Consider the following 21,172-nt stretch of genomic DNA (forward strand, 5'->3'; position numbering starts at 1 on the left):
AGACCCCTGAAAGATGATCAGGTAGATAGGCTGGAAGTGGAAGAGCAGCGATGCTTGGAGCGGACCAGTACTAATCGGTCGAGGACTTAACCAAAAATCCTGTTGGTCGTAATTGCCAGCAGGTGGTGGCACAAATACGGTTTTAGGCAACTAATACAATGATGTCCAGTTTTGAGGGTGCAAACCTTCTAACATATACAGTGTGGTGGCGATGGCGAGAAGGATACACCTGTTCCCATGCCGAACACAGAAGTTAAGCTTCTCTACGCCGAGAGTAGTTGGTGGGTGACTGCCTGCGAGGGTAGGAAGCCGCCACGCTGAATGAAAGATCTGTCGTTGACAGATCTTTTTTTGTGCAATCAGTAGGGTCTTTGAGACAAGCATGCTACAATCGAAAGCGAGGTGAAAAGACAATGGTGAAGGCTGTGACAAAACAAACACTCGCGAAGGCGACACAAGACGGGATCACGGTGCTGGAGCTGTGGGCGCCTTGGTGCGGCCCGTGCAAGATCATGGGACCGATCATGGCTGATCTGGAACAAGAATTGCCGATCACGCTGGTGAAGATGAATATCGATGAAGACGCCAGTGTCGCGGCGCAATTCGGGATTCAAAGTATTCCGGCACTGGTGGTGTATCATGAAGGCAAGCCTTACGAAAAGATCATCGGCGCGTATCCCAAAGCAAAAATCAAAGCACATCTGGAGCAAAGCATATGCAAGATGAACTCTTAGAAGTATGTTTGCTGGCTGGGCGGATCATGATCGAAGGCGGCAGTGAAATGTATCGCGTCGACGACACCATGCAGCGCATTGCCCACAACGGCGGGGCCGAGTCGGCGCTGGTATTTACGACGCCTACCGGGATCTTTATCGGCTTGGATGGGGCGTCTAAGACGTTGTTGGCGCCGATCGATCGGCGGGCCATCGATATGGAAAAAATTGCGCGGGTCAATCAATTGTCGCGGCAGTTTGCTGCCCATAAGCTAAGCGTGGGCCAATTGCATCAGGCGCTGCATGAAATCGATGCCCACACGCCGAATTTCTCCTTCTGGCTGCAGGTGTTGGCTGCGGCGGTGTGCAGTACCACATTGATGGTGGTGTTTGCCCAGGCTTATGACTGGTTTGATATGCCGCTGGCGGCCATTGTCGGCGCACTGGGGTTTGCAGCTTATGCGAAGTTGAGTTCTTTGACGCGGGTGCGCTTTATCTCAGAATTCTTCGGTGCGTTCGTCGTCGGCGTCACGGCTTGGGCCGGGGTGCGCTTAGGCATTGGGCATAATCTCGATAATGTGATTATCGGCGCCGTGATGCCTTTGGTACCTGGTGTGGCCATCACCAACTCGATTCGCGACATGTTGGCAGGCCACTTGTTGTCCGGCATTGCGCGCGGGATGGAGGCGTTGTTAAGCGCCGCTGCCATTGGCGTGGGAATCGCGTTGATCTTCAGATTCTTCTAGGAGGGGCCAATATGCCTTATTGGTTACAATTTGTGGTGCAGCTGAGCTTCAGCTATTTATCAACGGTGGCTTTTGCCATTATTATCAACGTGCCGCGCCGTGCTTTGAACCTTGCTGGTTGGGCTGGGGCTGTGGGGTGGATCGTGTATTGGGTGTTGGCTTATGACTGCCAAGTCGGGCGAATGCTGGCTAATTTGGTGGGCGCTTTTGCCATTGGGTGTTGCGGGATGATCTTCTCACGGATCAAAAAAATGCCGGTGATTATCTTCAATATCCCTGGCTTGGTGCCGCTGGTGCCTGGCGGGACCGCGTATCAGGCGGTGCGCGCATTGGTGCTTGGTCAAGAGGCACAAGCCGGTAAGCTGACGGTGCGTGTGGCCATGGTGGCCGGCGCAATTGCGGTAGGATTCATGCTGGCGCAGCTGCTGGCGGAGCAAACCTACAAACATCCGCTTGGCGAACACCCCAAAGCGTGATATGATGAAGCTATGCGATGAGTTGAGTAACCCATTTATTGGGTGAAAACGCAGCTGGCAGGCATGAACGACCACCCGGCGGATTTCCGGGGCCAGTGGGCACAGGTTGTGGAGCCGAGATACCCTTACCCATTCGTGGGTACTGCATGAAGGACCAACATCTTTAGAGATGCTGGTCCTTTTTTCATACCCAGAGCGGAGCAAAGCGGGTTTAGCGATGTGTATAAGATGGCCTGAGCTAATGGCGGTTTTTGCCCCGAGTGCAATCGCGTAGCTAGCCGCACCACGCGCCTACGCAGTACCTGTCCTTCAGCATTTGCATCAGGCCGGTGACTCGTGCAGTGGACGAATTGAAGTGATTGGTGAAAATAACCGTGATTCAAACTGGGAAACTACCGGTAAATATCGCGCATCACTCAAGGCAAAGTATTATCAGTGAGTGTTGAACAACTGAACGTACAAAAAACCTGCAAAACCGCGCAGGCTTTGCAGGTATGTATTACCGTTTGGTTTTCGGGGCCCAGCTCATCATGAAGACGCCGCCGAGCACGAGGATGATGCCGATAAACTGAAGCGTATGAAAGCCCAAGGCCAAGAAAATGATCGACAGCACCGTGGCAGTCAGCGGCTCTAAGTTGCCGATCATGCTGGCGGTGGTGGGGCGCAAGATCTTCAAGCTGGCCACATATAAGATATAAGCCAAGAAGGTGGCGCCAAAGACGATAAACAAAATCGCCAGGCCTGTCCATGGCGTGAGGCCGCTGGGCAAATGCCATACCGGAGCGGTGATGTTCATTAAAACTGCGCCGATCACCAAGCCCCAGCCGACCACAACTAATGCCGGCTCGGTTTGCAAGAGCTTGCGCGGCAACATGGTGTAAGCCGCCCCAGTAGCCGCAGCCAGCACGCCCCAAAACACCGCGATGGCAGGCACATGCAACTTGGTGGGATCGCCGTTAGTGACCAATAAGAACACGCCAACTAAGGCGATAATAATGGCGATGGTGTCCACCGGCCGCGGCCAGGCGCGCTGGCGCAAGCTGGTGACCACAGTGATCATCGCCGGTACCAGCGATAACATGATCGTAGCAATGGCGGCGTTGCCGTAGAAAATTGCCAACAGATAGGTCAATTGGGCCAAGGCGACGCCGAAAATGCCAAACAGCAACAAGCGGATCGCGTTGCTTTTGTTGTGCCACACCCGCAGCAGCGGCTGGCGGGTGATGAGGCCAAACAACAACATGGCCACGCCGGCGCCGGTTAAGCGTGCCGAAACCAGCCACGCCGGGGTGGCGTTGGAGGTGTTGAAGACAACGTTGGCCAAAACACCGCCGACGCCCCACATGGTAGTGCCGCAAGCGGCGCGTAAGGCGGCTTTGTGAGAATGAGATAAGGACATGTTAATTACTCCTGATAATGCGTAATGTTGCCAGTATACCACGCCGCTGCCGCTTGGCGGGGGAAAATCGCGAGCGATCGGCGCTCAGGCGGGGTAATTCCTGTTTAACGGTTGACTTGGGCCGCGTTGACAATTAGAAAAATGGGAGAATTTGTGGAAATTCAATTGACAATTAAGAGTAAACGGTGTAAATTCTAATTAATCATTAATCTTGAAAGGGGGATACATCATGAATAAGCAAATCGTACTGGGTGTATCCGCCCGCCAAGCCTTGGCCTTGTTGTTGAAGTAGAGGACCCGATTTTCAAGCAGCCTGCTGTTTGATCATTGAGCCCTCGCTTTGCTTTGACGATGGGGCTCAAAACAGCACACAATGTGTTGGCCCCATCCGATTGGATGGGGCCATTTTTTTAATGAGTTGACCTTGTGGCGCGCGCAAGGTCTTGGCTGTTGTTAACTGGTGTTCAGAAAGGGAAGTTATCATGAAAAAGACAATCATTAAGATGTTTAGCGCCGCTGCAATGGGCGCAGCGGTTATTGCGATGGCCGGTTGTTCCGCCCAAGGCAGCGCGGCTGCTAAAGGCAACAGTGCCAAAGGCAACAGTGCCAAAGGCGATAAGATCAAGATCGGCTTGAACATGGAATTGTCCGGTGCCGCCGCCGGCTATGGCGAACAGCAGAAGCAAGGCTTCGAGCTGGCAGTTAAGCAGATCAACAAGGATGGCGGCATTAAAGTCGGCAACAAGAAGATGAAGGTCCAAACCGTGGTGCAAGACAACAAGTCCACCACCAGCGGCTCGGCTTCAGTGGCTGCCCAATTGTCCACCAAAGACCAAGTGACTGCCATTGTTGGGCCGGCCACGACTAACGACGGCACCGCATCGATTCCAAACATCACCAAAGCCTATGTGCCAAGCGTGTCACCATCAGCGACTGATCCGGATTACACGCTGCAAAAAAACGGCAAGGTGCAAACTTATGTCTTCCGCGCCTGCTTCAACAACGACTTACAAGGACAAACCGCGGCGCATTTTGCCAACAATCAGCTGAAAGCTAAGAACGTGGCGATTTTACAAGACAATTCCAGTGATTATGGGACTGGCTTGGCCAAGGCCTTCAAGCAAACGTTCAAAGGCAAGATCGCCTCGACGCAATCATTCTCTGAAGGCGATAAGGACTTCAACGCCTTACTGACCACCATTAAATCCAAGCATGTCGATGCGATTTACGTGCCAGGCTACTATTCTGAAGTCGGCTTGATCATCAAACAAGCTCGCCAAGCCGGCATCACCACACCATTCATCGGCTCTGACGGCATGGCTGATCCGAAACTCGCTCAAATCGCCGGCCCTCACAACGCTTCGAACATTTACTACACCACGCCATTTTCCACCAAGGCTGGCGACACCAACAAAGTGGCCAAGCAATTCATGACTGACTTCAAGCAAGAATACGGCTCAGACGCGCCGACATTCTCTGCGTTAGCTTATGATTCCATGCTGATGATCAAGCAAGCCATTGAAGACAGCAAGTCCACCAACTCGGTGAAAGTCGCGCAAGCCTTAGCTAAGATCAAAGACATGCCAGCGGTCACTGGGACGACTTCAGTTGACAAGCACCATGATCCAGAAAAGCCGATCGTTGTGGAACAACTCACCAACGGCAAAGTCACCGGCGCCACTGCTGTTAAATAAGCAGCTTGCGACTGGCACCTGAAAAAAGAGAACATTCTCAGAATCGTGGACAGCGGTTAGGCCTAGTGCACAAGGTGTAGACAGCGCATTAGGCGTCTCTCTAAATTTGAATATAATGTGAGAAACTTATTGACTTTTAATATTATTCACATTATTATTGAAACATTCAGATAACGGATGCACGGCATTGCGTTGCTTGTTAAGCGCGTTATTGCGCGCAAGCAATTATCCGCAAAATGAGAAAGAGGGACTTCCAATGAAGAAATCTATGTTCAAACGTGCCGCAGGGGTCGGCGCAGTTGTCGCTGCCATGGCTTTAATGGCTGGCTGCGGGGCCAAGGCGCAAAGCAAAGGCAACACCGCAACCGGTTCTAACATCAATGTCGGTGTCAACATCGAATTGTCTGGTGTTGGTGGCGGTTATGGGGAACAAGTCAACAACGGGATCAAGTTGGCCGTTGACAAAATCAACAAAGACGGCGGCGTGAAAGTCGGCAAGAAGTCTTACAAGATCAAGACTACCACGCAAGATAACAAGACCACCACTTCCACGGCGGCTTCTATCGCAGCGCAACTGACCACCAAGCAGAAGGTTTCGGCTTTGATCGGCCCTGCCACTACCAACGCCGCTACGGCTGCGTTGTCTAACGCCACTAAGGCTGATGTTGCTCAGATCTCACCTTCTGCTACTGCCGGTACTTACACGGAACAAAAGAGCGGCAAGGTCCAACCATACGCGTTTCGGGCTTGCTTCACTGATGCCTTCCAAGGCACCAAAGCCGCAAACTTTGTCGATCAAGATCTGAAGTTGAAGAAAGTTGCCATCATGGCAGATAACTCCAACGACTACGGCAAAGGCTTAGCCGCTGCCTTCAAGAAAGAATACAAAGGCACTGTGGTCGACACCCAATACTTCCAAGCCGGCGACAAGGACTTCAAGGCAATCTTAACTTCCTTGAAGAACAAAGGCTTTGATGCTTTGTATGTGCCAGGCTACTACACTGAAATCGGCTTGATCATCAAGCAAGCGCGTGAATTAGGCATCAACACCCCGATCATCGGTGGTGACGGCATGATGGATCCTAGCTTGACTAAGATCGCCGGCGCCAAGAACGTTTCTAACGTTTACTACACCACACCATTCTCCACGCTGTCTGCCAAGAGCGATAAGACAGTGGCCAACTTCTTGGATGCTTACAAAGCCAAGTACCACACCACAGCTTCTGCGTTCAACGCTTTAGGTTACGATTCAGTTTACCTGCTCAAGCAAGCCATTGTTGATGCGAAGTCCACGAACTCTGTTGACATCGCCAAGGCTATGGCCAAGGTCAAGAACCTTAAAGGTGTCACCGGGACAATGACCATCGATGCCAAGCACAACCCTGAAAAGACCATTTCTGTTGAGAAACTCCAGAATGGTAAGGCGGTTTCTGCCACGATTGTGAAGTAATTCAGCCGCATTCAGTAGCAGGCGTAATCGCACGCCTGCTATTGCGCGTTAGGCCCAGGTCAATTCTGTCAGGTAACCAGTCGCCGCCTTCATGTCGGCGGGGTCAGTCGCGTCACATGAGTCAATTTGAAAGAAAGTTAAGGAGGCGATCTCTTGCATACCTTCATGCAGCAGGTCATCAATGGATTATCCTTGGGTAGTATCTACGCGCTTTTGGCGCTGGGCTACACCATGGTTTATGGGATCATCAAGCTGATCAACTTCGCTCACGGCGATGTTTATATGCTTGGCGCCTTTTGGGGCTATTTCATCATTAATAAGTTCCATGTTGATTTCATTGTCGCGTTATTGTCGGCAATGGTGATCACGGCTTTTGTCGGGATGCTCATCGAATATTTGGCTTACAAGCCGCTGCGCAATTCGCCGCGGATCGCGCCGTTGATCACCGCCATCGGGGTTTCGTATTTCCTTGAAAACGGCATGTCATACTTATTCGGCGCCAACACCAGAAACTTTCCGCAAGTCGTTGATCAGCACAACTACACGATTTTTGGCATTTCAGTGTCTAACATTCAGATCTTGATCTTGGTGACTTCTGTGATCTTGATGGTGTTGTTACAACTGATCATCCAAAAGACCAAAATGGGGACCGCGATGCGCGCCGTTGCCACCGATGGCGAAGCAGCCGCATTAGTCGGGATCAACCCGGACCACGTCATTTCCTTCACCTTCGGCTTAGGCTCTGCTTTAGCCGGTGCCGGCGGTGTGCTGATCGGGTTGTATTACAACTCGATTGATCCGCTGATGGGGATGACGCCAGGGATCAAAGCCTTCGTCGCCGCAGTTGTCGGCGGCATTGGTTCGGTGCCAGGCGCTGCGATCGGCGGTTTCTTGATCGGCTTGCTGGAAACCGGCGTGCAGGCGATCGGTTTATCTGCTTACAAAGACGCTGCGGTGTATATCGTTTTGATCTTGATCTTGATCGTGTTACCAACCGGTCTTTTAGGCAAGAACTTGAAAGAGAAGGTGTGAGCTCATGACGAAGAAGAAATTTCAAGCAGCAGTATTGTGGCTGATCGTCATGATCTTGGGTTACGCCTTGATCAATGTGCTGGTGTATGTCGGCGTGATCGATGTGTTCATTGAGAACATGTTAGTCACTATTGGCATCAACATCATCTTAGCCACCGGGTTGAATTTGATCATCGGCTTCTCCGGCCAATTCTCTTTGGGCCATGCTGGGTTTATGGCGATTGGTGCGTATGCCACCGGGATCATCTTACAAACGCAAAGCACTGTCGCTGGGTTTGTCATGTCGATGGTTGTTGGTGTGATTATTTCAGCAATCGTTGCGGTGATCATCGGTGTCCCAACGCTGCGCTTAAAAGGTGATTATCTGGCCATTGCCACCATGGGCGCGGCGGAAATCATCCGCGTGGTCATCAACAACATGAAGATCACCAACGGCGCGGCTGGGTTGTTCAACATTCCGCAATTTGCCACTTGGCCGGTGGTGTACATTCTCGTATGTGTCACCACGGCCATTATCGTCAACTTCGCCCGTTCGCGGGCAGGACGCGCGATCCAAGCGATCCGTGATGACGAAATCGCCGCAGAAGCCGTGGGGATCAACCCTACCAAGTGGAAGTTAGCCGCCTTTGTTTTAGGCGCTTCTACCGCTGCTATTGGCGGCTCGCTGCATGCCAGTTACATTCAAACCATTGCCCCTTCTGAATTTGGGATCATGAATTCCATTGCCTTGTTGATCATCGTGGTGCTTGGCGGGGTCGGCTCAATGTCCGGCACGTTCATTGCCGCGATCGTCTTAGGGGTGCTGGATACGGTACTGCAAAGCTTCGGCACGCTGCGGATGGTGATTTATGCGGTGGCTTTGATCGCGATCATGGTCTTTAAGCCAAGTGGTTTATTGGGCCGTTATGAATTCTCATTCCTGCGGGTATTGAATCGCCATAAGAAGGAGGATGCCGCATGAGCACAATACTGAAAGTCGACCATGTTTCCAAGATCTTCGGCGGGCTCAAGGCGGTGCAAGACGTCTCCATGCATGTCGAAGAAGGCGAACTAGTCGCCTTGATCGGTCCTAACGGTGCCGGCAAAACGACCTTGTTCAACGCGCTGACTGGCGTGAGTCCGGCTACAGAAGGCACTGTGGCCTTTAATTCAAATGGTGAAATGGTGTCGCTGGATAAGAAGCGCCCATACCAAGTTGCCAAAATGGGCATCGCCCGCACCTTCCAGAACATCCGCTTGTTTAGCCAGCTGTCAGTGCGCGAAAACCTCCAAGCGGCGATGACCCATCGCTACAAGGAGAACGTTTTTGCCAGCATGTTCCGCTTGCCGGCTTTCTATAAGAAGGAAGCTTTGGTCAACGGCTGGACTGACGACTTGTTAAAGCGGCTGCAGTTGCAAGATGTTGGCGATGCGATCGCCGGCAACTTGCCTTATGGCACGCAGCGGCGCATCGAAATCGCCCGGGCGGTGGCCAGTGATCCGAAGCTGATCTTCTTGGATGAACCGGCTGCCGGGATGAACCCGGAAGAAACGGATGAGCTGTCAGAGCTGATCTTGCGCTTGAAAACGGAATTTGGCCTCACTGTAGTGCTGATCGAGCATGATATGAGTTTGGTCATGAAGTTGGCTGAGCGCATTTATGTGCTGGAGCAAGGCAAGCTGATCGCCGAAGGGACGCCTGCTGAGATCCAAGCCGACGAAGGCGTGATCAATTCGTACTTGGGAGGTGGCGCCCATGCTTGAAGTTAAAGGGCTAAAAGTAAATTATGGCGCGATCAAAGCGGTGCGCGGCGTGGATTTTGACGTGCAAGACGGCGAAATCGTGACCTTGATCGGCGCAAACGGTGCCGGCAAGTCCACCATCGTTAAAACCATTTCAGGTTTATTGCGGCCGGTGGAAGGTACCATTACCTATGAGAATCGCAGTTTGACGCATTTGTCAGCTTCACATATCGTTGGCGCCGGCATCGCGCAGGTGCCAGAAGGCCGCCACATTTTCGCTGGATTGACGGTGATGGAAAACCTCAAAATGGGGGCTTACCTGGTGCCGCGCAACGAGCAAGCCGATACGCTGGCAGATGTTTTCGACCGCTTCCCGGTGCTGAAAGAACGCAGCAGCCAAGATGCCGCCACGTTATCTGGTGGTGAACAGCAGATGCTGGCGATGGGCCGCGCGTTGATGACGCGCCCAAAGCTGCTGCAGCTGGACGAGCCTTCCATGGGCTTGGCGCCGATTTACATTCAAAAGATCTTTGATATCATCAAGACCATCAACAGCCAAGGCACCACGGTGTTATTGATCGAACAAAATGCCTTGCAGGCCCTTGAAATCGCCAACCGCGGCTATGTGGTCGCTAACGGCGTGATCAAGCTGGCTGGTACAGGTAAAGACTTATTAGCCAATCCAGAAGTGCAGAAAGCTTATCTGGGCGGGTAATGCGAAGAAGCCACGAACATGCATTTGGTGTTCGTGGCTTCTTTTGTACCCCAGAGCGGAGCAAAGCGCATTTAGCGGTGGATATAAAGCGGGGACTTGGCTAGGCCCGGACAGGTGTTGCTTCGGCGCACGGGGCAAGCAGCGGCGCAGGCGGTGCGGCCGGCTTCAACCGCGCTGAAAGGCGCGCGTTTTACGCCTAACTTTTGAGCTTTGCACTCGCCTGCGGCTCGCCTTGCAAATCTCAAAAGTTGCCGCGGGTGACATCGAGTAAGCCTCGCAAAAGGCGCGAGTCTCACTTGATGTCGCCCGTTTCACGGCCTGACCGCTGCTTGCCCCGTGCGCCTACGCAACACCTGTCCTACGATAGTCGAATCAGCGTCGTGAACGCGCAGTGAACAAATCGCGGCAAGTCATGGACCTGGTGGAGGTGGATAACGTTGATATGGTTAAGGTGTTGATCATCAAATCGTGAAGCGTTCATGAAATTGGGCAAATGTGTGATCAGCAGTTGCTGTATCAGCGATAATTCTCTGCTTTCAAGCGATCACCCGCACGTTTTTCACCAAACATTTTCTCGTTATGCCGTGAATATTTGGTAGAATGAGCAATGACTGGAGGGGGACGTTTGTTGAACGAGAATAAACCCACACCGCTTACGGTGCAATTGCCGCAAGCAGTGTGTGAAAAGTTGGATTCAGTAGATGCACCAATGGAGTTGGTGTTGAAGAATGGCCGCTTGATCTTGCAGCCGCAGTTGGCCAGCCGCGTTGATGCGCAGCGCAGCGTGTTGGTGTGGCCGGTGTTGCTGGCGGCGCTGTTGAGCATCGGCGTGTTTGGGTATTGGTGGCAACAAGGTTTGCGGTACATTCCGTTGTCAGGCGGCGTGTCAGTGGCCAGTTTCACCATCGGCTTCGGCTTGGTGGCTGGGTTGGTGGTGTTTGCGTGGTTTTTCATCAAGACCCAGCGCCAACAAAGTGCACCGAAGATCTATTGGCGCAACTTCCCAGTGATCTTAGGGGCGTTTGCGATCATGTTGGGGTTGGCGTTAGTCGGGGGCTTTTGGCTGTTGGGCCAGCTGTTTCCTGGGGCGAGCTTTGATCGCTTCACTGCGGTGTTGATCTTCTGGTTGATCACCGCGGTGGCTTGCGGGTTTATGCTGCAAGCGGCGGTGACGATCAATGCCAGCACGTTGAGCAACTTGTTGCTGCTGGTGATCGTCACCGGCATGGCCATTGCGATGGCGACGAATAACCAGCGCCGGTGGTGGCAGCATAACTTGAGTTTTCTAGGCACCACGATGGCTTCTAACGCTTGGCAGTTCAATGCCACTTTGATCGTGTCGGCGTTGTTGTTTATCGCCTTAGTCGATACCATTTTTGTGGCGCTGGAAAGCCGCTATCCGCGCTCTTGGCGGTTGTGGACGATGCGGATCATGTTGACGCTGGTGGGCGTGGACTTGGGGTTTGTCGGGTTGTTTCCTAACAACGCTGCATCGCATTTGCTGCATGACCAAGCAGCGGGGATGCTGGTGTTTCTGGTGGCAGGCTTGATCGTCGGCTGCCGCTGGCTGTTGCCGGAAGTCAGCCGCGAATTCCTGGTGTTGTCATACGTGATGGCAGCGGGGATGTTGGCGCTGAACTTCGGCTTTCGCTGGTTTGGCTATCCGTCGTTGACCAGCTTTGAGATCCAAGCTTTCATCTTGGCATTCGGCTGGTTGTCGCTGCTGTTTGCCCGTTTGGAAGCGTTGGTGCAAGCCGGCACCCAAGCTTGGGTGGTTAAAGTCGTGGCAACAGATTAAAAAAAGGGACCGAGAATGATGTCTCGGCCCCTTTTTTTTACCAAAGATGCAGCATGTACAACCCGAAAACCATCACTAGCAGGCAGATGGTCGTGTGCAATTCTGAATCCGTCAGCTAGATACGCTCTGCTAGCCTGCATCAACTATCGACAATGGGGCCAGTGGTAATCACCCATCATGTGCTACAATAAAATTCATATTTACCTAACTCGGAGGAGCCTTATGCATAAATCACACTCAGTCGGCCTCATTTTAGGCAGCTTGGCTGCGCTAGGCTGTGAGGCGTTGTATGGGTTGAGCTACATTTTCACCAAAAAAGCCACCGACGTTGCCAGTCCCTTAGCGCTGCTCGGCTGGCGCTTCCTAGTCGCCTTTGTCGTGATGTCCGCTTTGATATTGGTTGGCGTCATCCATGTCTCGTTTAAAGGCAAAAGGTTGCGCCCATTACTTTTGGTCGCCTTGTTTGATCCGGTACTGTACTTCATTGGCGAAACCTTTGGCATCAGCCACACCACCGCATCGGAAAGCGGCGTGTTCTTAGCCTGCATCCCCGTTGCTGCCTTGTTGGCCTCGGCTTTGATCTTGCACAAATACCCGACGCGGCTGCAAGTGATCGGGGTTTTGATCACTTTAATTGGTGTGATCGTGACAGTGTTGGCTGCTGGGGCCAGTGCCAGTTTGTCACTGATCGGTTACTTATTCTTGTTGCTGGCCGTGTTGACTTACGCGCTGTATAGCGTCTATGTGGACAAAGCTTCAGCTTACACTGGCATCGAGATCACATATATCATGTTAGCCGCCGGGGCGGTTGTTTTCGTGAGCATGGCGCTGATCGAAGCGCTTGTGCAGGGCAACACTCAGGCGCTGTTGAGCCTGTTGGTGACGCATCCGAGTTTCACCGTTGCGGTCTTGTATCAAGGGATCGGCAGCTCAGTCTTTGCCTTATTCTTATCAAACTATGCGATTGCGCACATCGGTGTCAACAAAACCGCTTCGTTCATCGGCGTCTCAACTGTCGTCTCGATCATTGCCGGCGTGGTGATGTTAGGCGAGACCTTCAGTAGCGGGCAACTGATCGGCGCGGCAATCATTATCTGCGGGGTCTACACTGCCAACAATACGTTCCATCGCAAACGGCACAGCACGATCTAAGCTTAGTTCTTTACCAGAGATGCAGCATCGGCCCAACGGTAGCAAAAGCCTCGCTGCTGTTTGCCCGTTTGGAAGCGTTGGTGCAAACCGGCACCCAAGCTTGGGTGGTTAAAGATTAAAAAAATGTCTGCATACCGTTTGGTGTGCAGACATTTTTCGTTTGGTGCAAGCGGCGCAGTGATACCTGTCCGCTATGGTAGATGAACGTTAAATCGGATAAGTGTTGTCATCTGAAACCTGTTTTGGAGGAAATGGCGACCAGGGGCAGCTGGGGCGGAGGCCAAATGGCGTCAGTGGTGTCGTTCTTCTTGGCAACGGAGCGCGCAGCGCGGAGGCGCCTAGAAGAAGGCCGTGTCAGAGATCCACTTTGCGTACGGAGCGCAGCGCAGACGCAAAGTTAGCTCTGACACGCGCCCACCACGATCCACGCCAGTTGGCCGTAGTCCCAGCTGCCCCTGGTCGTCATTTCCGGCCCTTGGTAAGCGCTGGATTATTCGCGCGGCAGCATGTTGCCTAACAGATCCAACACGCCAACTGTAGCGCTTGGGAAGGCGAAGATCTGTTGCTGCAGCATATTGGCAGTGTAGTGACCATTGATCACCAGCGTCAATAAGTTCACCAACTCTTCGCTGTCATCGGCATACAAGCTGGCACCAACCAAGTAACCGGCTTGATCAAACACCAGCGTGGCTTCGGCGTCTAAGGCGTGCTTGTATTGGAAAGCCAACTGCTTGCCAAATGGCAGTACTTGGGTGCGGTAAGTATTCGGCTCAGCTTGGGCTTGCGCCACAGACACGCCGACTTCAGCCAGGCGCGGCATGGTGAAGACGACACTGGGGATCGCTGGATAAGCGATCGGGTGGTCATCGCCTAAGATGGCGCGGGCGATGTAGTTGGATTCAAAAGTGGCCACTGGCGTCAGCTTGGCTTGCGGCTTGTCGATCACATCCCCGCTGGCGTAAATGTTAGGCACAGCAGTTTGCAAGTGGTCGTTGACTTTGATGCCGCGCTTGGATGCTTCGATCCCTAATGCTTCTAAGCCGAGGTTTTCAACGTTAGCCACGCGGCCGGTAGCGCCTAAGATGTAATCAGTCGTCAGTTCTAAGCCGTTGGCGGTAGTGACGGTGTAGCCTTCAGCCGTTTGGGCGACGGCGCTGACGGCTTCGTTGAAGTGGAAGCGCACGCCTTGGGCTTGGAGCTTGGCTTGCAACTTGGCGACATAAGCCTGATTGAATGGGGCCAAAGCCTTGTCACTGAATTCCACGATGTCGACTTGTTTGCCCATGGTGGCAGCCATTGCGGCAAATTCCATGGCGATGATGCCGGCGCCAACGAAGACCAAGCGTGCTGGCATGTCAGGCAAATCAAGGAATTCGCGGCTGTCGTGAATATGTTCAGCACCGGGGATGTTTAAGGCGGCAGGGCGCTGACCAGTGCCTAAAACGATGTATTCGCTGGTGTAAGTTTGGCCGGCAACGCTGATGGTGTGCGCATCTTGCAGCTTGGCGGCGCCTTGGATCATGGTGATACCCATTTGTTCAAACATTGTGGTCATCGTTGAGGCCAGCGGGTCGATCACTTGATGCTTATAGGTCATCAAGTCCGGCCAATTCACTGCCGGTACCGCATCGATGCCGGCTTTGGTGAAGCGGGAAAGCTGTTCGATCAATTGAAAAGGTCCATCTAAGGCGATTTTGGCGTCACAGCCATAGTTGGTGCAAGTGCCGCCGACCACGTCTTTATCGACAATGGCCACGTGCTTGCCTTGTTGTACCAAAGCGACTGCCGCATGCCAAGTCGCATGGCCGGAGCCGATCATCATCACATCATAGTCCAAATTATTGCCTCCATAAGGTTATTAATCGTGCACGACTGATTAGGCGCAAAACCGACTGCTAAGCCATCGCCGCGATCAGCTTCTGGTTTAGCGCGAGAGCTTGTTGGTAATCCGCCAAGGTGAGTTGTGATTCGCCAAGGCATTCGGCTAGCGCAGTTTGAATCGCCGCTTCTTGGTCTTTTGCATAAGGCGTCAAGGCCACGATCAAGCGGCGCTTATCTGTTGCCGGATGGGCGCGCTTGACCCAGCCGCGCGCTTCCAGGCGCTTGACCAAAGGCGTCAGCGTGTTGGAATTAAGATGCAGCGCCGAGCCGAGTTCGCGCAATTCGCGATGGTCCTGGTTGTACAGTTCCGTTAACAATAAGTATTGCGGATAAGTTAGGTGAAAATCCGCTAAAGCGTCTTGGTAGAACTTGTTAAACAAGCGGTTCACATTATAAACGCTGAAACATAATTGATTCGCCAAATTCACATGGGTGGTCATGAGTTGCTCCTTATCAGTCGTGCACGATTGAATTTAGTATAACTTTTCCTGCCGGATTTGGCAAGCCAGTATTGACCATGACCAGAGGGAAACGCATACTGAAATTGTGCTTACCATTAATAAGAGCTGTGAAGCATCAAAGGAGTGTATTGTATGACAGAATTTCAGACACCATTAGCGTTCAAGTCTGGGGTCACCATTGCCAATCGCTTGGTGATGTCACCGATGACCACCCAGCAAAGTTTCTATAACGGCACCGTCACCCATGATGAAATCGCGTATTACGCCGCACGGGCCAAAGGCTTAGGCGCGGTGATCACCGGCGCCGCTAACGTGCAGGACTCAGGCAAAGGCTGGCCTGGCGAATTATCCATTGCAGATGATCAGTTCATTCCCGAACTTGGTGAATTGGCCCGCGCGATTCAAGCCCAAGGTGCCAAAGCTTTCGTGCAGATCTTTCATGCCGGGCGCATGACCCATGCCGCCACGCTATCTGGGCAGCAGCCGGTGTCTGCTTCAGCAGTTGCCGCAGAACGTGCAGATGCCCAAGTGCCGCGGGCAATGACGGTACCAGAGATCCACGCCACAGTCAAAGCCTTTGGGGAAGCTACCAGGCGCGCGATTCAAGCCGGGTTTGACGGCGTTGAGCTGCACGGGGCCAATACTTATTTGCTGCAACAGTTCTTCTCCCCGCATTCCAACCGGCGCAGCGATGAATACGGCGGAAGTTTAGAGAAACGCTACCGGTTCATCAAAGAAGTCTTAGCGGCGGTGTTTGAAGCCGTGGCGACTTATGCCAAGCGGCCTTTTGTCGTGGGCTATCGGGTGTCGCCGGAAGAATTCGAGACGCCAGGCATCCGCTTTGAAGATACCTTGTGGCTGTTGAAGCAGTTGCGCGATAGCCAATTGGATTACGTGCACATTTCATTGAACGATTACGCGCGCGTTTCGCGCTCGCCAAGTTATCAAGCCAAGCCGATCTTGGCTTATGTGCATGAAGCCTTGGCGGACAAAATGCCGCTGATCGGCGTCGGCGGCGTGCGCACGCGCCAAGACGTCAAGCAAGTGCTGGCTGATGCCGAAGTGGTCGCAGTGGGCCAGCAGCTGCTGTATGATCCCACTTGGGCAGTGAAGCTGGCTAATGGGGCGGATGACGCGATTTTGACGGCGGACTTTGGCGAAGCCGTCGAATTTGTGCCGTTGAACAAGCCGTTGTATGACTTCGCAGCGGCACGATACAAGTAACTTCCTATGAGATGGCGGCGTTTTGCCAGAAGCGCCGCTATTTGTATGGCAAATACCATGGCGATAACTAATTGCACATCACTTGTTAACCGCTTACCTCAATGCTACAATGTGCGCACAAACTCAGCTTGAAACTCTTGGAGGAGTCGCGTATGCAAACACAATTACCACCTGAGATCCGGACAGTTTGGCGGATGCGGGCATTGATCGATGGGGCGATTTGGCTGGTGCTTGCCGCAGGGTTAGGTGTGGCGCATCAATTGTGGCAAACCCCGCTGTGGCTGATCATCATCCCGCTAGTGGGCGCGGTGCTGCACACCGGCACACATTTGGTGCTGATCCCGTATCGTTATGCGTTCTGGCGCTATCAAATCACCGATTCTGCTGTGTATTTGCGCAGCGGGTACCTGTTTCGCGAAGACGAAGCGATCCCGATCAATCGCATTCAGAATGTCACGCTGACTGCCGGGCCGCTGCTGCAATGGCAAAAGCTCCAGGCCGTCGCCATCCAAACCGCTTCAACGACGCACACCATCGCTGGAGTCACCTTAGAGGTGGCGGCGGCTTTGCGTGAGCAGATCATGCAATTGGCTTTGGAGGCGCGCGATGACAGCTAAACACCTATCGCTGTGGGCCTTGCCTTTGATGTTGTATCAAACCGCCAAGAACTGGCTGTGGCTGGTGCTGGTGGGCGGCTTTGGTGTCATTAAAGGCGGTGTTGCTTGGTGGCAGCTGGTCGTCTTCGCCGCGGCGCTGGTGCTGGGCCTGGCAGCAGTGGGATTGCGCTATTGGCGCTTTACTTATGTCTTAGAGCCTAAACAGCTGACCATTAATTCCGGCTTGTTCGTCAAGAAGATCCGCCACATTCCCTATGCCAAGATTCAAACCTTGGAGCGTCAGCAGTGGTTCTTCATGCAGCCGTTTGGCCTGGAAGCCGTCAGCATCGAAACCGCCAGCAAAGACGGCAAGCAAGGTGAAGGGACGCTGCTGGCCGTGCCGCTTAGTGTTGCCGACACCATCGAAGCGCGGCGCCATCTTGAACCGGCGCCGCAAGCGGTGCCTGATGAGGCGGTGGCACCGATGCTTGAAGCGCCTGATGCCAGCTATCAAATCAACAGCCATGACTTGCATTTATACGCACTGACCAGCTTAGGCTTTCTGCCGCTGTTGGCGGTGTTAGGCACGATTTATAATCGCGTCGATGACGTACTGCCTAAAGCCTGGGAAAATGACGCCGCAGAAGCATTGGCGCAACTGGCAGCCGTGGCGATCATCGGCTTGACGGTGTTTATCTTGGTGGTGGCGATTTTGATCAGCTATTTGAGTTTGATCGCGCGCTATTGGCATTTTACCTTGACCAAAAGGGCCAGTACCTTGACAGCCACGCGCGGGTTCTTCAAGCGCAACACGGTTTCCGTGCGCCTTAAGCGCATTCAAGCGGCGCGCTTGCGCCAAAGTCTCTTGCGCCAGTGGCTGCATCTGACCACCGTGCAGGCGATCACCGCCTCTAATGCCGCCGACAACGAAGCGGACAATGATTTGGTGTTGATGCCGGTGGTGCAAACGCCGCAAGCCGCAGCGACGATGCATCGCTTCATCGATTGGCTGCCGGCTGAATTGCCTAGCTTCTTGTTGATCCCAGCAGCAAACCGGTGGCTGTATAGCCGCAACTTAGTCCTCGGCAACCTGCTGGTGGTGGTACCGGCTGGCATGGCTGTTGGCGTGTTCAAGCGTCAATGGCTGCCGGCGGCGTTGGTGATCGCGGCAGTGTGGCTGATCGTGGCTGCGCTGCAAGGCCGATACGCGGCCACCCACAGCGGCGTGGCGGTGATCGATGGCGAACGCTTAGCTGTCAGCGCCGGCACCGGCTGGTCTTACACCCAATATTTGCTGCGCCGGCAGAACATTCAAGCGTTGACTTTGGCTAACACAATTTGGATGGCGCCGAAACACCGCGTCCACTTGCGCTTGCACATTCGCCGCGGCGACAATGACTTGACGATTGCGGTGCGCTATTTGGATCGCGCCACCGCCCAGCAGGTGCAAGATTGGTATCGACCAGCAGACGCGGGAAAAAAGATTTGGTTTTCTGAAAAATAATGCTTACGCGAATGAAAATTTTCTGGTATCGTTAGAACTTGTTGTGGATGACACATGTCAATTGGGTCCGTATAGGCGCAGGCCGATCCTACCTCCCGAAAATTCAAGGTCCACCCCAAGGAGTTTCTATTCGTGCCTAAAAATTTCAAAGAAGAAGTCTTTTTCAGTTTAATCATGGCTGGTCTCATGGTATTGGTCATGGCCGGCTATAACGTCGCATTAAGCGACGGGTTCTCTGCCGGTTATGTCTTAGAAGTGCTCACCGGCTACCCAATGGCGTTAGTGATCGCCTTGATCTTAGATCTGGGCATCATTGGCCCGACTGCCAAGAAGCTCTTCTTCAAGCACATCTTCAAACCTGAAATGGAACAAAAGCCGATCATCATCGGCATCTGGATTTCGATTCTGATGGTTGTCGGGATGGTCACCTTGATGTCTGCATTCGGGATGATCGTGACGCATAACTTCGCCGGCAACATCGTGTTGACCTACTTGCACACTTGGATCTTCAACGTGTTCATGGCTTTGCCATTGCAGTTGTTGATCGTCGGCCCGATCGCCCGTAAAGCGTTAAGCGCCTTGCAGAACCGTACTGCGGTTGCAGACGCCGAATAATTAATCAGCTAAGCGCCGTTGCGCCTCGATTCAACTTGAATCGTGGGGGCAGCGGCGCTTTTTTTGCAAGTTTCTGTAAATTTTCCCTTACGTCGGCGCCGGATTTCTGGTAGGATAACCCACGTTGCACGAAATCAATCACCGCAGCGTTTCGCCTAGTTTCACGCTGCGGTTTCATCCAATGGCCTTTGCAGGGCCATTTTTTTATGGGCAAAAATTTGAAAAAGGAAGTTATTTTTCATGGAAGCATCTCAAGTATTACCCGAAGCGCGGGTCAAAATCGCGCATCCGGCGCTGGCGATGGTCGGTTTAATGATCGGCTCATTCGTCGGCATGTTCTCTGAAACGGCATTAAATATTGCACTGCCCAGTCTCATGACGGCGTTGAACGTCAGCCAAGGCACGGTGCAATGGCTGGTCACCGGCTATATGTTGGTCATCGGCATCTGCATGCCGTTATCCAGTTTGTTGACCAAGTGGTTCACCACCAAGAAAATTGTGTTGTTTGCTTTAGGCGCCTTCATTGTCGGCAGTGTCATTTCTGCCGTCAGTGGCGTGTTCCCGCTGGTGTTGTTCGGGCGAATGATCCAAGGGATCGGCACCGGCTTGGTGTTGCCGTTGATGTTTTCTGTGGCTTTGCAGATCTTCCCACCATATAAGTTAGGGACGGTTATGGGCATGGCGGCTTTGGTCATCATGTTCGCCCCAGCCATTGGCCCAACCATCACCGGCTTATTGTTGGCCAAACTCAGCTGGCACTTCATCTTCTGGCTGTTTGTCCCATTCTTGGCGATCGCCTTTGTTTTTGCGGCCTTTAACTTGGATAATGTGTATCAACAAACCAAGACGCCAGTGGACTGGTTGTCTATTATTGCGTCAACTATCGGCTTTGCCGGGATCGTCATCGGTGCGTCCATGGCGTCTGATGCTGGCTGGTTGTCGGCTAAAGTTCTGATTTCGTTGGTTATCGGGATCGTGGCGCTGGTGTTGTATGCCCGGCGTCAGTTGCACCTTGAGGCACCAATGTTGAACCTGCGCGTGTTCAAAACGCGCCGCTTCACCGTTGGTACCTTGATCGTGATGTTGGATTTTGGCGTCATCTTAGCTTCAATGTACCTGCTGCCAATGTTCTTGCAGCGGGTCATGGGCTTGCCAGTGGCGATGTGTGGTTTAGCCATGCTGCCAGGCGGGGTGGTCAACGCCTTGGTTTCTGCCGTAGCTGGCCGCATGTATGATACCCACGGGGCTAAGTGGTTGTCGCGGATCGGCTTTATCATTGCCATTGTCGGCGTCATCTTATTGTTGACGGCTAATGCCCACAGCAGCTTGGCTTATGTGATCTTAGGCCATGTGATCTTGATGATCGGGGCGCCGCTGGCGATGTCACCGTCGCAAACTTATGGGCTCAACAGCTTGTCTGGGCGTGAAAGTGCTGATGGCTCAGCGATCTTAAACACCATGCAGCAAATCATCGGGGCGGTTTCGACTGCCGTTGCCACCTCGTTGTTGACTTCTGGCAGCAATTTGACTGCCGGTGCTCACGCTGGGTTCACCTTCGTGTTGATCTTGGCGGTGGTGGCGTTGATCGCGTCTTTGCAAGTGAAGAAGTTACCGCAACACGCTTAATGGAATATGCAACAGGCCGGCAAAATCGGAAGATTTTGCCGGCCTGTTGTTTTGTTGTTGTGATACGCGTCAAAAAAAACCGCCGCAAATTGCAAGAACAAGTTAGCCACCCCATGGCACGACACCGTGAGATGAACTGTTATCTTTGATGAGTTGAGCTAGCTGGCTACGACTACCTTGGCAGCTCGTCGCTGAGCTCGAGCGCGCTCAGCGACGAAGACTTCCTCGGTCGTCCGATATCTGAGTTGGCGACGAGGGAGGCGGTTGAGCCGATCTTGAGTTTCGGCGACAGCTTGTGGGCTGACAGCGTCTAGGGATTCACCTTTGGGAAAGTCTCGCCGAACCATCTTATTGTGGACCTCGTTGGT

At 53.0% G+C, this 21,172-nt stretch carries 19 protein-coding genes, 2 rRNA genes and 1 pseudogene; 18 read left to right on the top strand and 4 right to left on the bottom strand.

What is annotated here, in order from left to right; translation table 11 throughout:
* From ACGG90_RS13790 to ACGG90_RS13810, 5 genes are all read left to right on the top strand, one after another.
* Positions 1-94: ribosomal RNA gene (locus tag ACGG90_RS13790) — 23S ribosomal RNA — on the top strand; the annotation flags it as partial.
* A 107-nt stretch (positions 95-201) separates the two neighbouring features.
* Positions 202-318 (top strand): 5S ribosomal RNA (gene rrf / locus ACGG90_RS13795).
* Between the two features lie 95 nt (positions 319-413).
* A complete protein-coding gene (locus ACGG90_RS13800) occupies positions 414-734 on the top strand; it encodes a thioredoxin family protein (RefSeq protein ID WP_390410322.1) in 321 nt (106 codons plus the stop codon).
* Positions 716-1,459, top strand: coding sequence for a threonine/serine exporter family protein (locus ACGG90_RS13805; RefSeq protein ID WP_390410324.1), 744 nt, complete (start codon positions 716-718; stop codon positions 1,457-1,459). The genes ACGG90_RS13800 and ACGG90_RS13805 overlap by 19 nt, the downstream gene beginning before the upstream one ends.
* An 11-nt stretch (positions 1,460-1,470) precedes the next feature.
* Positions 1,471-1,935 carry a threonine/serine exporter family protein gene (locus tag ACGG90_RS13810; RefSeq protein ID WP_390410326.1) on the top strand — a complete coding sequence of 155 codons (465 nt, stop codon included), beginning with the start codon at positions 1,471-1,473 and terminating at the stop codon, positions 1,933-1,935.
* A gap of 499 nt (positions 1,936-2,434) precedes the next feature.
* Here the strand turns inward: ACGG90_RS13810 and ACGG90_RS13815 are convergent, their stop codons facing one another.
* A complete protein-coding gene (locus ACGG90_RS13815) occupies positions 2,435-3,334 on the bottom strand; it encodes a DMT family transporter (RefSeq protein WP_390410328.1) in 900 nt (299 codons plus the stop codon).
* Between the two features lie 482 nt (positions 3,335-3,816).
* On the opposite strand from ACGG90_RS13815, the gene ACGG90_RS13820 reads away from it, so the two are divergent.
* From ACGG90_RS13820 to ACGG90_RS13855, 8 genes are all read left to right on the top strand, one after another.
* Positions 3,817-5,028 (top strand): ABC transporter substrate-binding protein, encoded by a 1,212-nt coding sequence (locus tag ACGG90_RS13820; protein WP_390410330.1) that lies wholly within the window; start codon positions 3,817-3,819, stop codon positions 5,026-5,028.
* Between the two features lie 256 nt (positions 5,029-5,284).
* Positions 5,285-6,478, top strand: coding sequence for an ABC transporter substrate-binding protein (locus ACGG90_RS13825; protein ID WP_390410331.1), 1,194 nt, complete (start codon positions 5,285-5,287; stop codon positions 6,476-6,478).
* Positions 6,479-6,631: 153 nt separating this feature from the next.
* A complete protein-coding gene (locus ACGG90_RS13830) occupies positions 6,632-7,510 on the top strand; it encodes a branched-chain amino acid ABC transporter permease (protein WP_390410333.1) in 879 nt (292 codons plus the stop codon).
* 4 nt (positions 7,511-7,514) lie between these two features.
* On the top strand, positions 7,515-8,471 hold the full coding sequence (locus ACGG90_RS13835; protein ID WP_390410334.1) for a branched-chain amino acid ABC transporter permease: 957 nt from the start codon (positions 7,515-7,517) through the stop codon (positions 8,469-8,471).
* Positions 8,468-9,253, top strand: a complete 786-nt coding sequence (locus ACGG90_RS13840; RefSeq protein WP_390410336.1) for an ABC transporter ATP-binding protein — start codon at positions 8,468-8,470, stop codon at positions 9,251-9,253. The genes ACGG90_RS13835 and ACGG90_RS13840 overlap by 4 nt, the downstream gene beginning before the upstream one ends.
* Positions 9,246-9,947: an ABC transporter ATP-binding protein gene (locus tag ACGG90_RS13845; RefSeq protein WP_390410338.1), complete on the top strand. Its 702-nt coding sequence runs from the start codon at positions 9,246-9,248 to the stop codon at positions 9,945-9,947. Before ACGG90_RS13840 ends, ACGG90_RS13845 begins: the two co-directional genes overlap by 8 nt.
* A gap of 628 nt (positions 9,948-10,575) precedes the next feature.
* Complete coding sequence (locus ACGG90_RS13850) at positions 10,576-11,745, top strand: DUF998 domain-containing protein (RefSeq protein WP_390410339.1); 1,170 nt, start codon at positions 10,576-10,578, stop codon at positions 11,743-11,745.
* Between the two features lie 222 nt (positions 11,746-11,967).
* Positions 11,968-12,897, top strand: a complete 930-nt coding sequence (locus ACGG90_RS13855; protein WP_390410341.1) for a DMT family transporter — start codon at positions 11,968-11,970, stop codon at positions 12,895-12,897.
* 490 nt (positions 12,898-13,387) lie between these two features.
* Here the strand turns inward: ACGG90_RS13855 and ACGG90_RS13860 are convergent, their stop codons facing one another.
* Entirely contained in the window at positions 13,388-14,719 is a 1,332-nt protein-coding gene (locus ACGG90_RS13860) for a dihydrolipoyl dehydrogenase family protein (protein WP_390410353.1), read from the bottom strand.
* Between the two features lie 73 nt (positions 14,720-14,792).
* Positions 14,793-15,218, bottom strand: a complete 426-nt coding sequence (locus ACGG90_RS13865; RefSeq protein ID WP_390410342.1) for a MarR family winged helix-turn-helix transcriptional regulator — start codon at positions 15,216-15,218, stop codon at positions 14,793-14,795.
* A 153-nt stretch (positions 15,219-15,371) separates the two neighbouring features.
* Between ACGG90_RS13865 and ACGG90_RS13870 the strand changes: the two genes are divergently transcribed.
* The 5 genes from ACGG90_RS13870 (at position 15,372) to ACGG90_RS13890 (ending at position 20,804) form a co-directional block, all read left to right on the top strand.
* Complete coding sequence (locus ACGG90_RS13870) at positions 15,372-16,463, top strand: NADH-dependent flavin oxidoreductase (protein ID WP_390410344.1); 1,092 nt, start codon at positions 15,372-15,374, stop codon at positions 16,461-16,463.
* A gap of 152 nt (positions 16,464-16,615) precedes the next feature.
* Positions 16,616-17,080 (top strand): PH domain-containing protein, encoded by a 465-nt coding sequence (locus tag ACGG90_RS13875; RefSeq protein WP_390410345.1) that lies wholly within the window; start codon positions 16,616-16,618, stop codon positions 17,078-17,080.
* Positions 17,070-18,563, top strand: coding sequence for a PH domain-containing protein (locus tag ACGG90_RS13880; RefSeq protein WP_390410347.1), 1,494 nt, complete (start codon positions 17,070-17,072; stop codon positions 18,561-18,563). The genes ACGG90_RS13875 and ACGG90_RS13880 overlap by 11 nt, the downstream gene beginning before the upstream one ends.
* 132 nt (positions 18,564-18,695) lie before the next feature.
* Positions 18,696-19,178 (top strand): DUF2798 domain-containing protein, encoded by a 483-nt coding sequence (locus ACGG90_RS13885; protein ID WP_390410349.1) that lies wholly within the window; start codon positions 18,696-18,698, stop codon positions 19,176-19,178.
* A 240-nt stretch (positions 19,179-19,418) separates the two neighbouring features.
* Positions 19,419-20,804, top strand: a complete 1,386-nt coding sequence (locus ACGG90_RS13890; protein WP_390410351.1) for a DHA2 family efflux MFS transporter permease subunit — start codon at positions 19,419-19,421, stop codon at positions 20,802-20,804.
* 158 nt (positions 20,805-20,962) lie between these two features.
* Here ACGG90_RS13890 and ACGG90_RS15665 read toward each other — a convergent pair.
* Positions 20,963-21,172 (bottom strand): annotated as a pseudogene (locus tag ACGG90_RS15665) (IS30 family transposase); the annotation flags it as partial.

Origin of the sequence: Lacticaseibacillus jixiensis (genome assembly GCF_042847315.1) — a bacterium.
Lineage (GTDB): Bacteria > Bacillota > Bacilli > Lactobacillales > Lactobacillaceae > Lacticaseibacillus > Lacticaseibacillus jixiensis.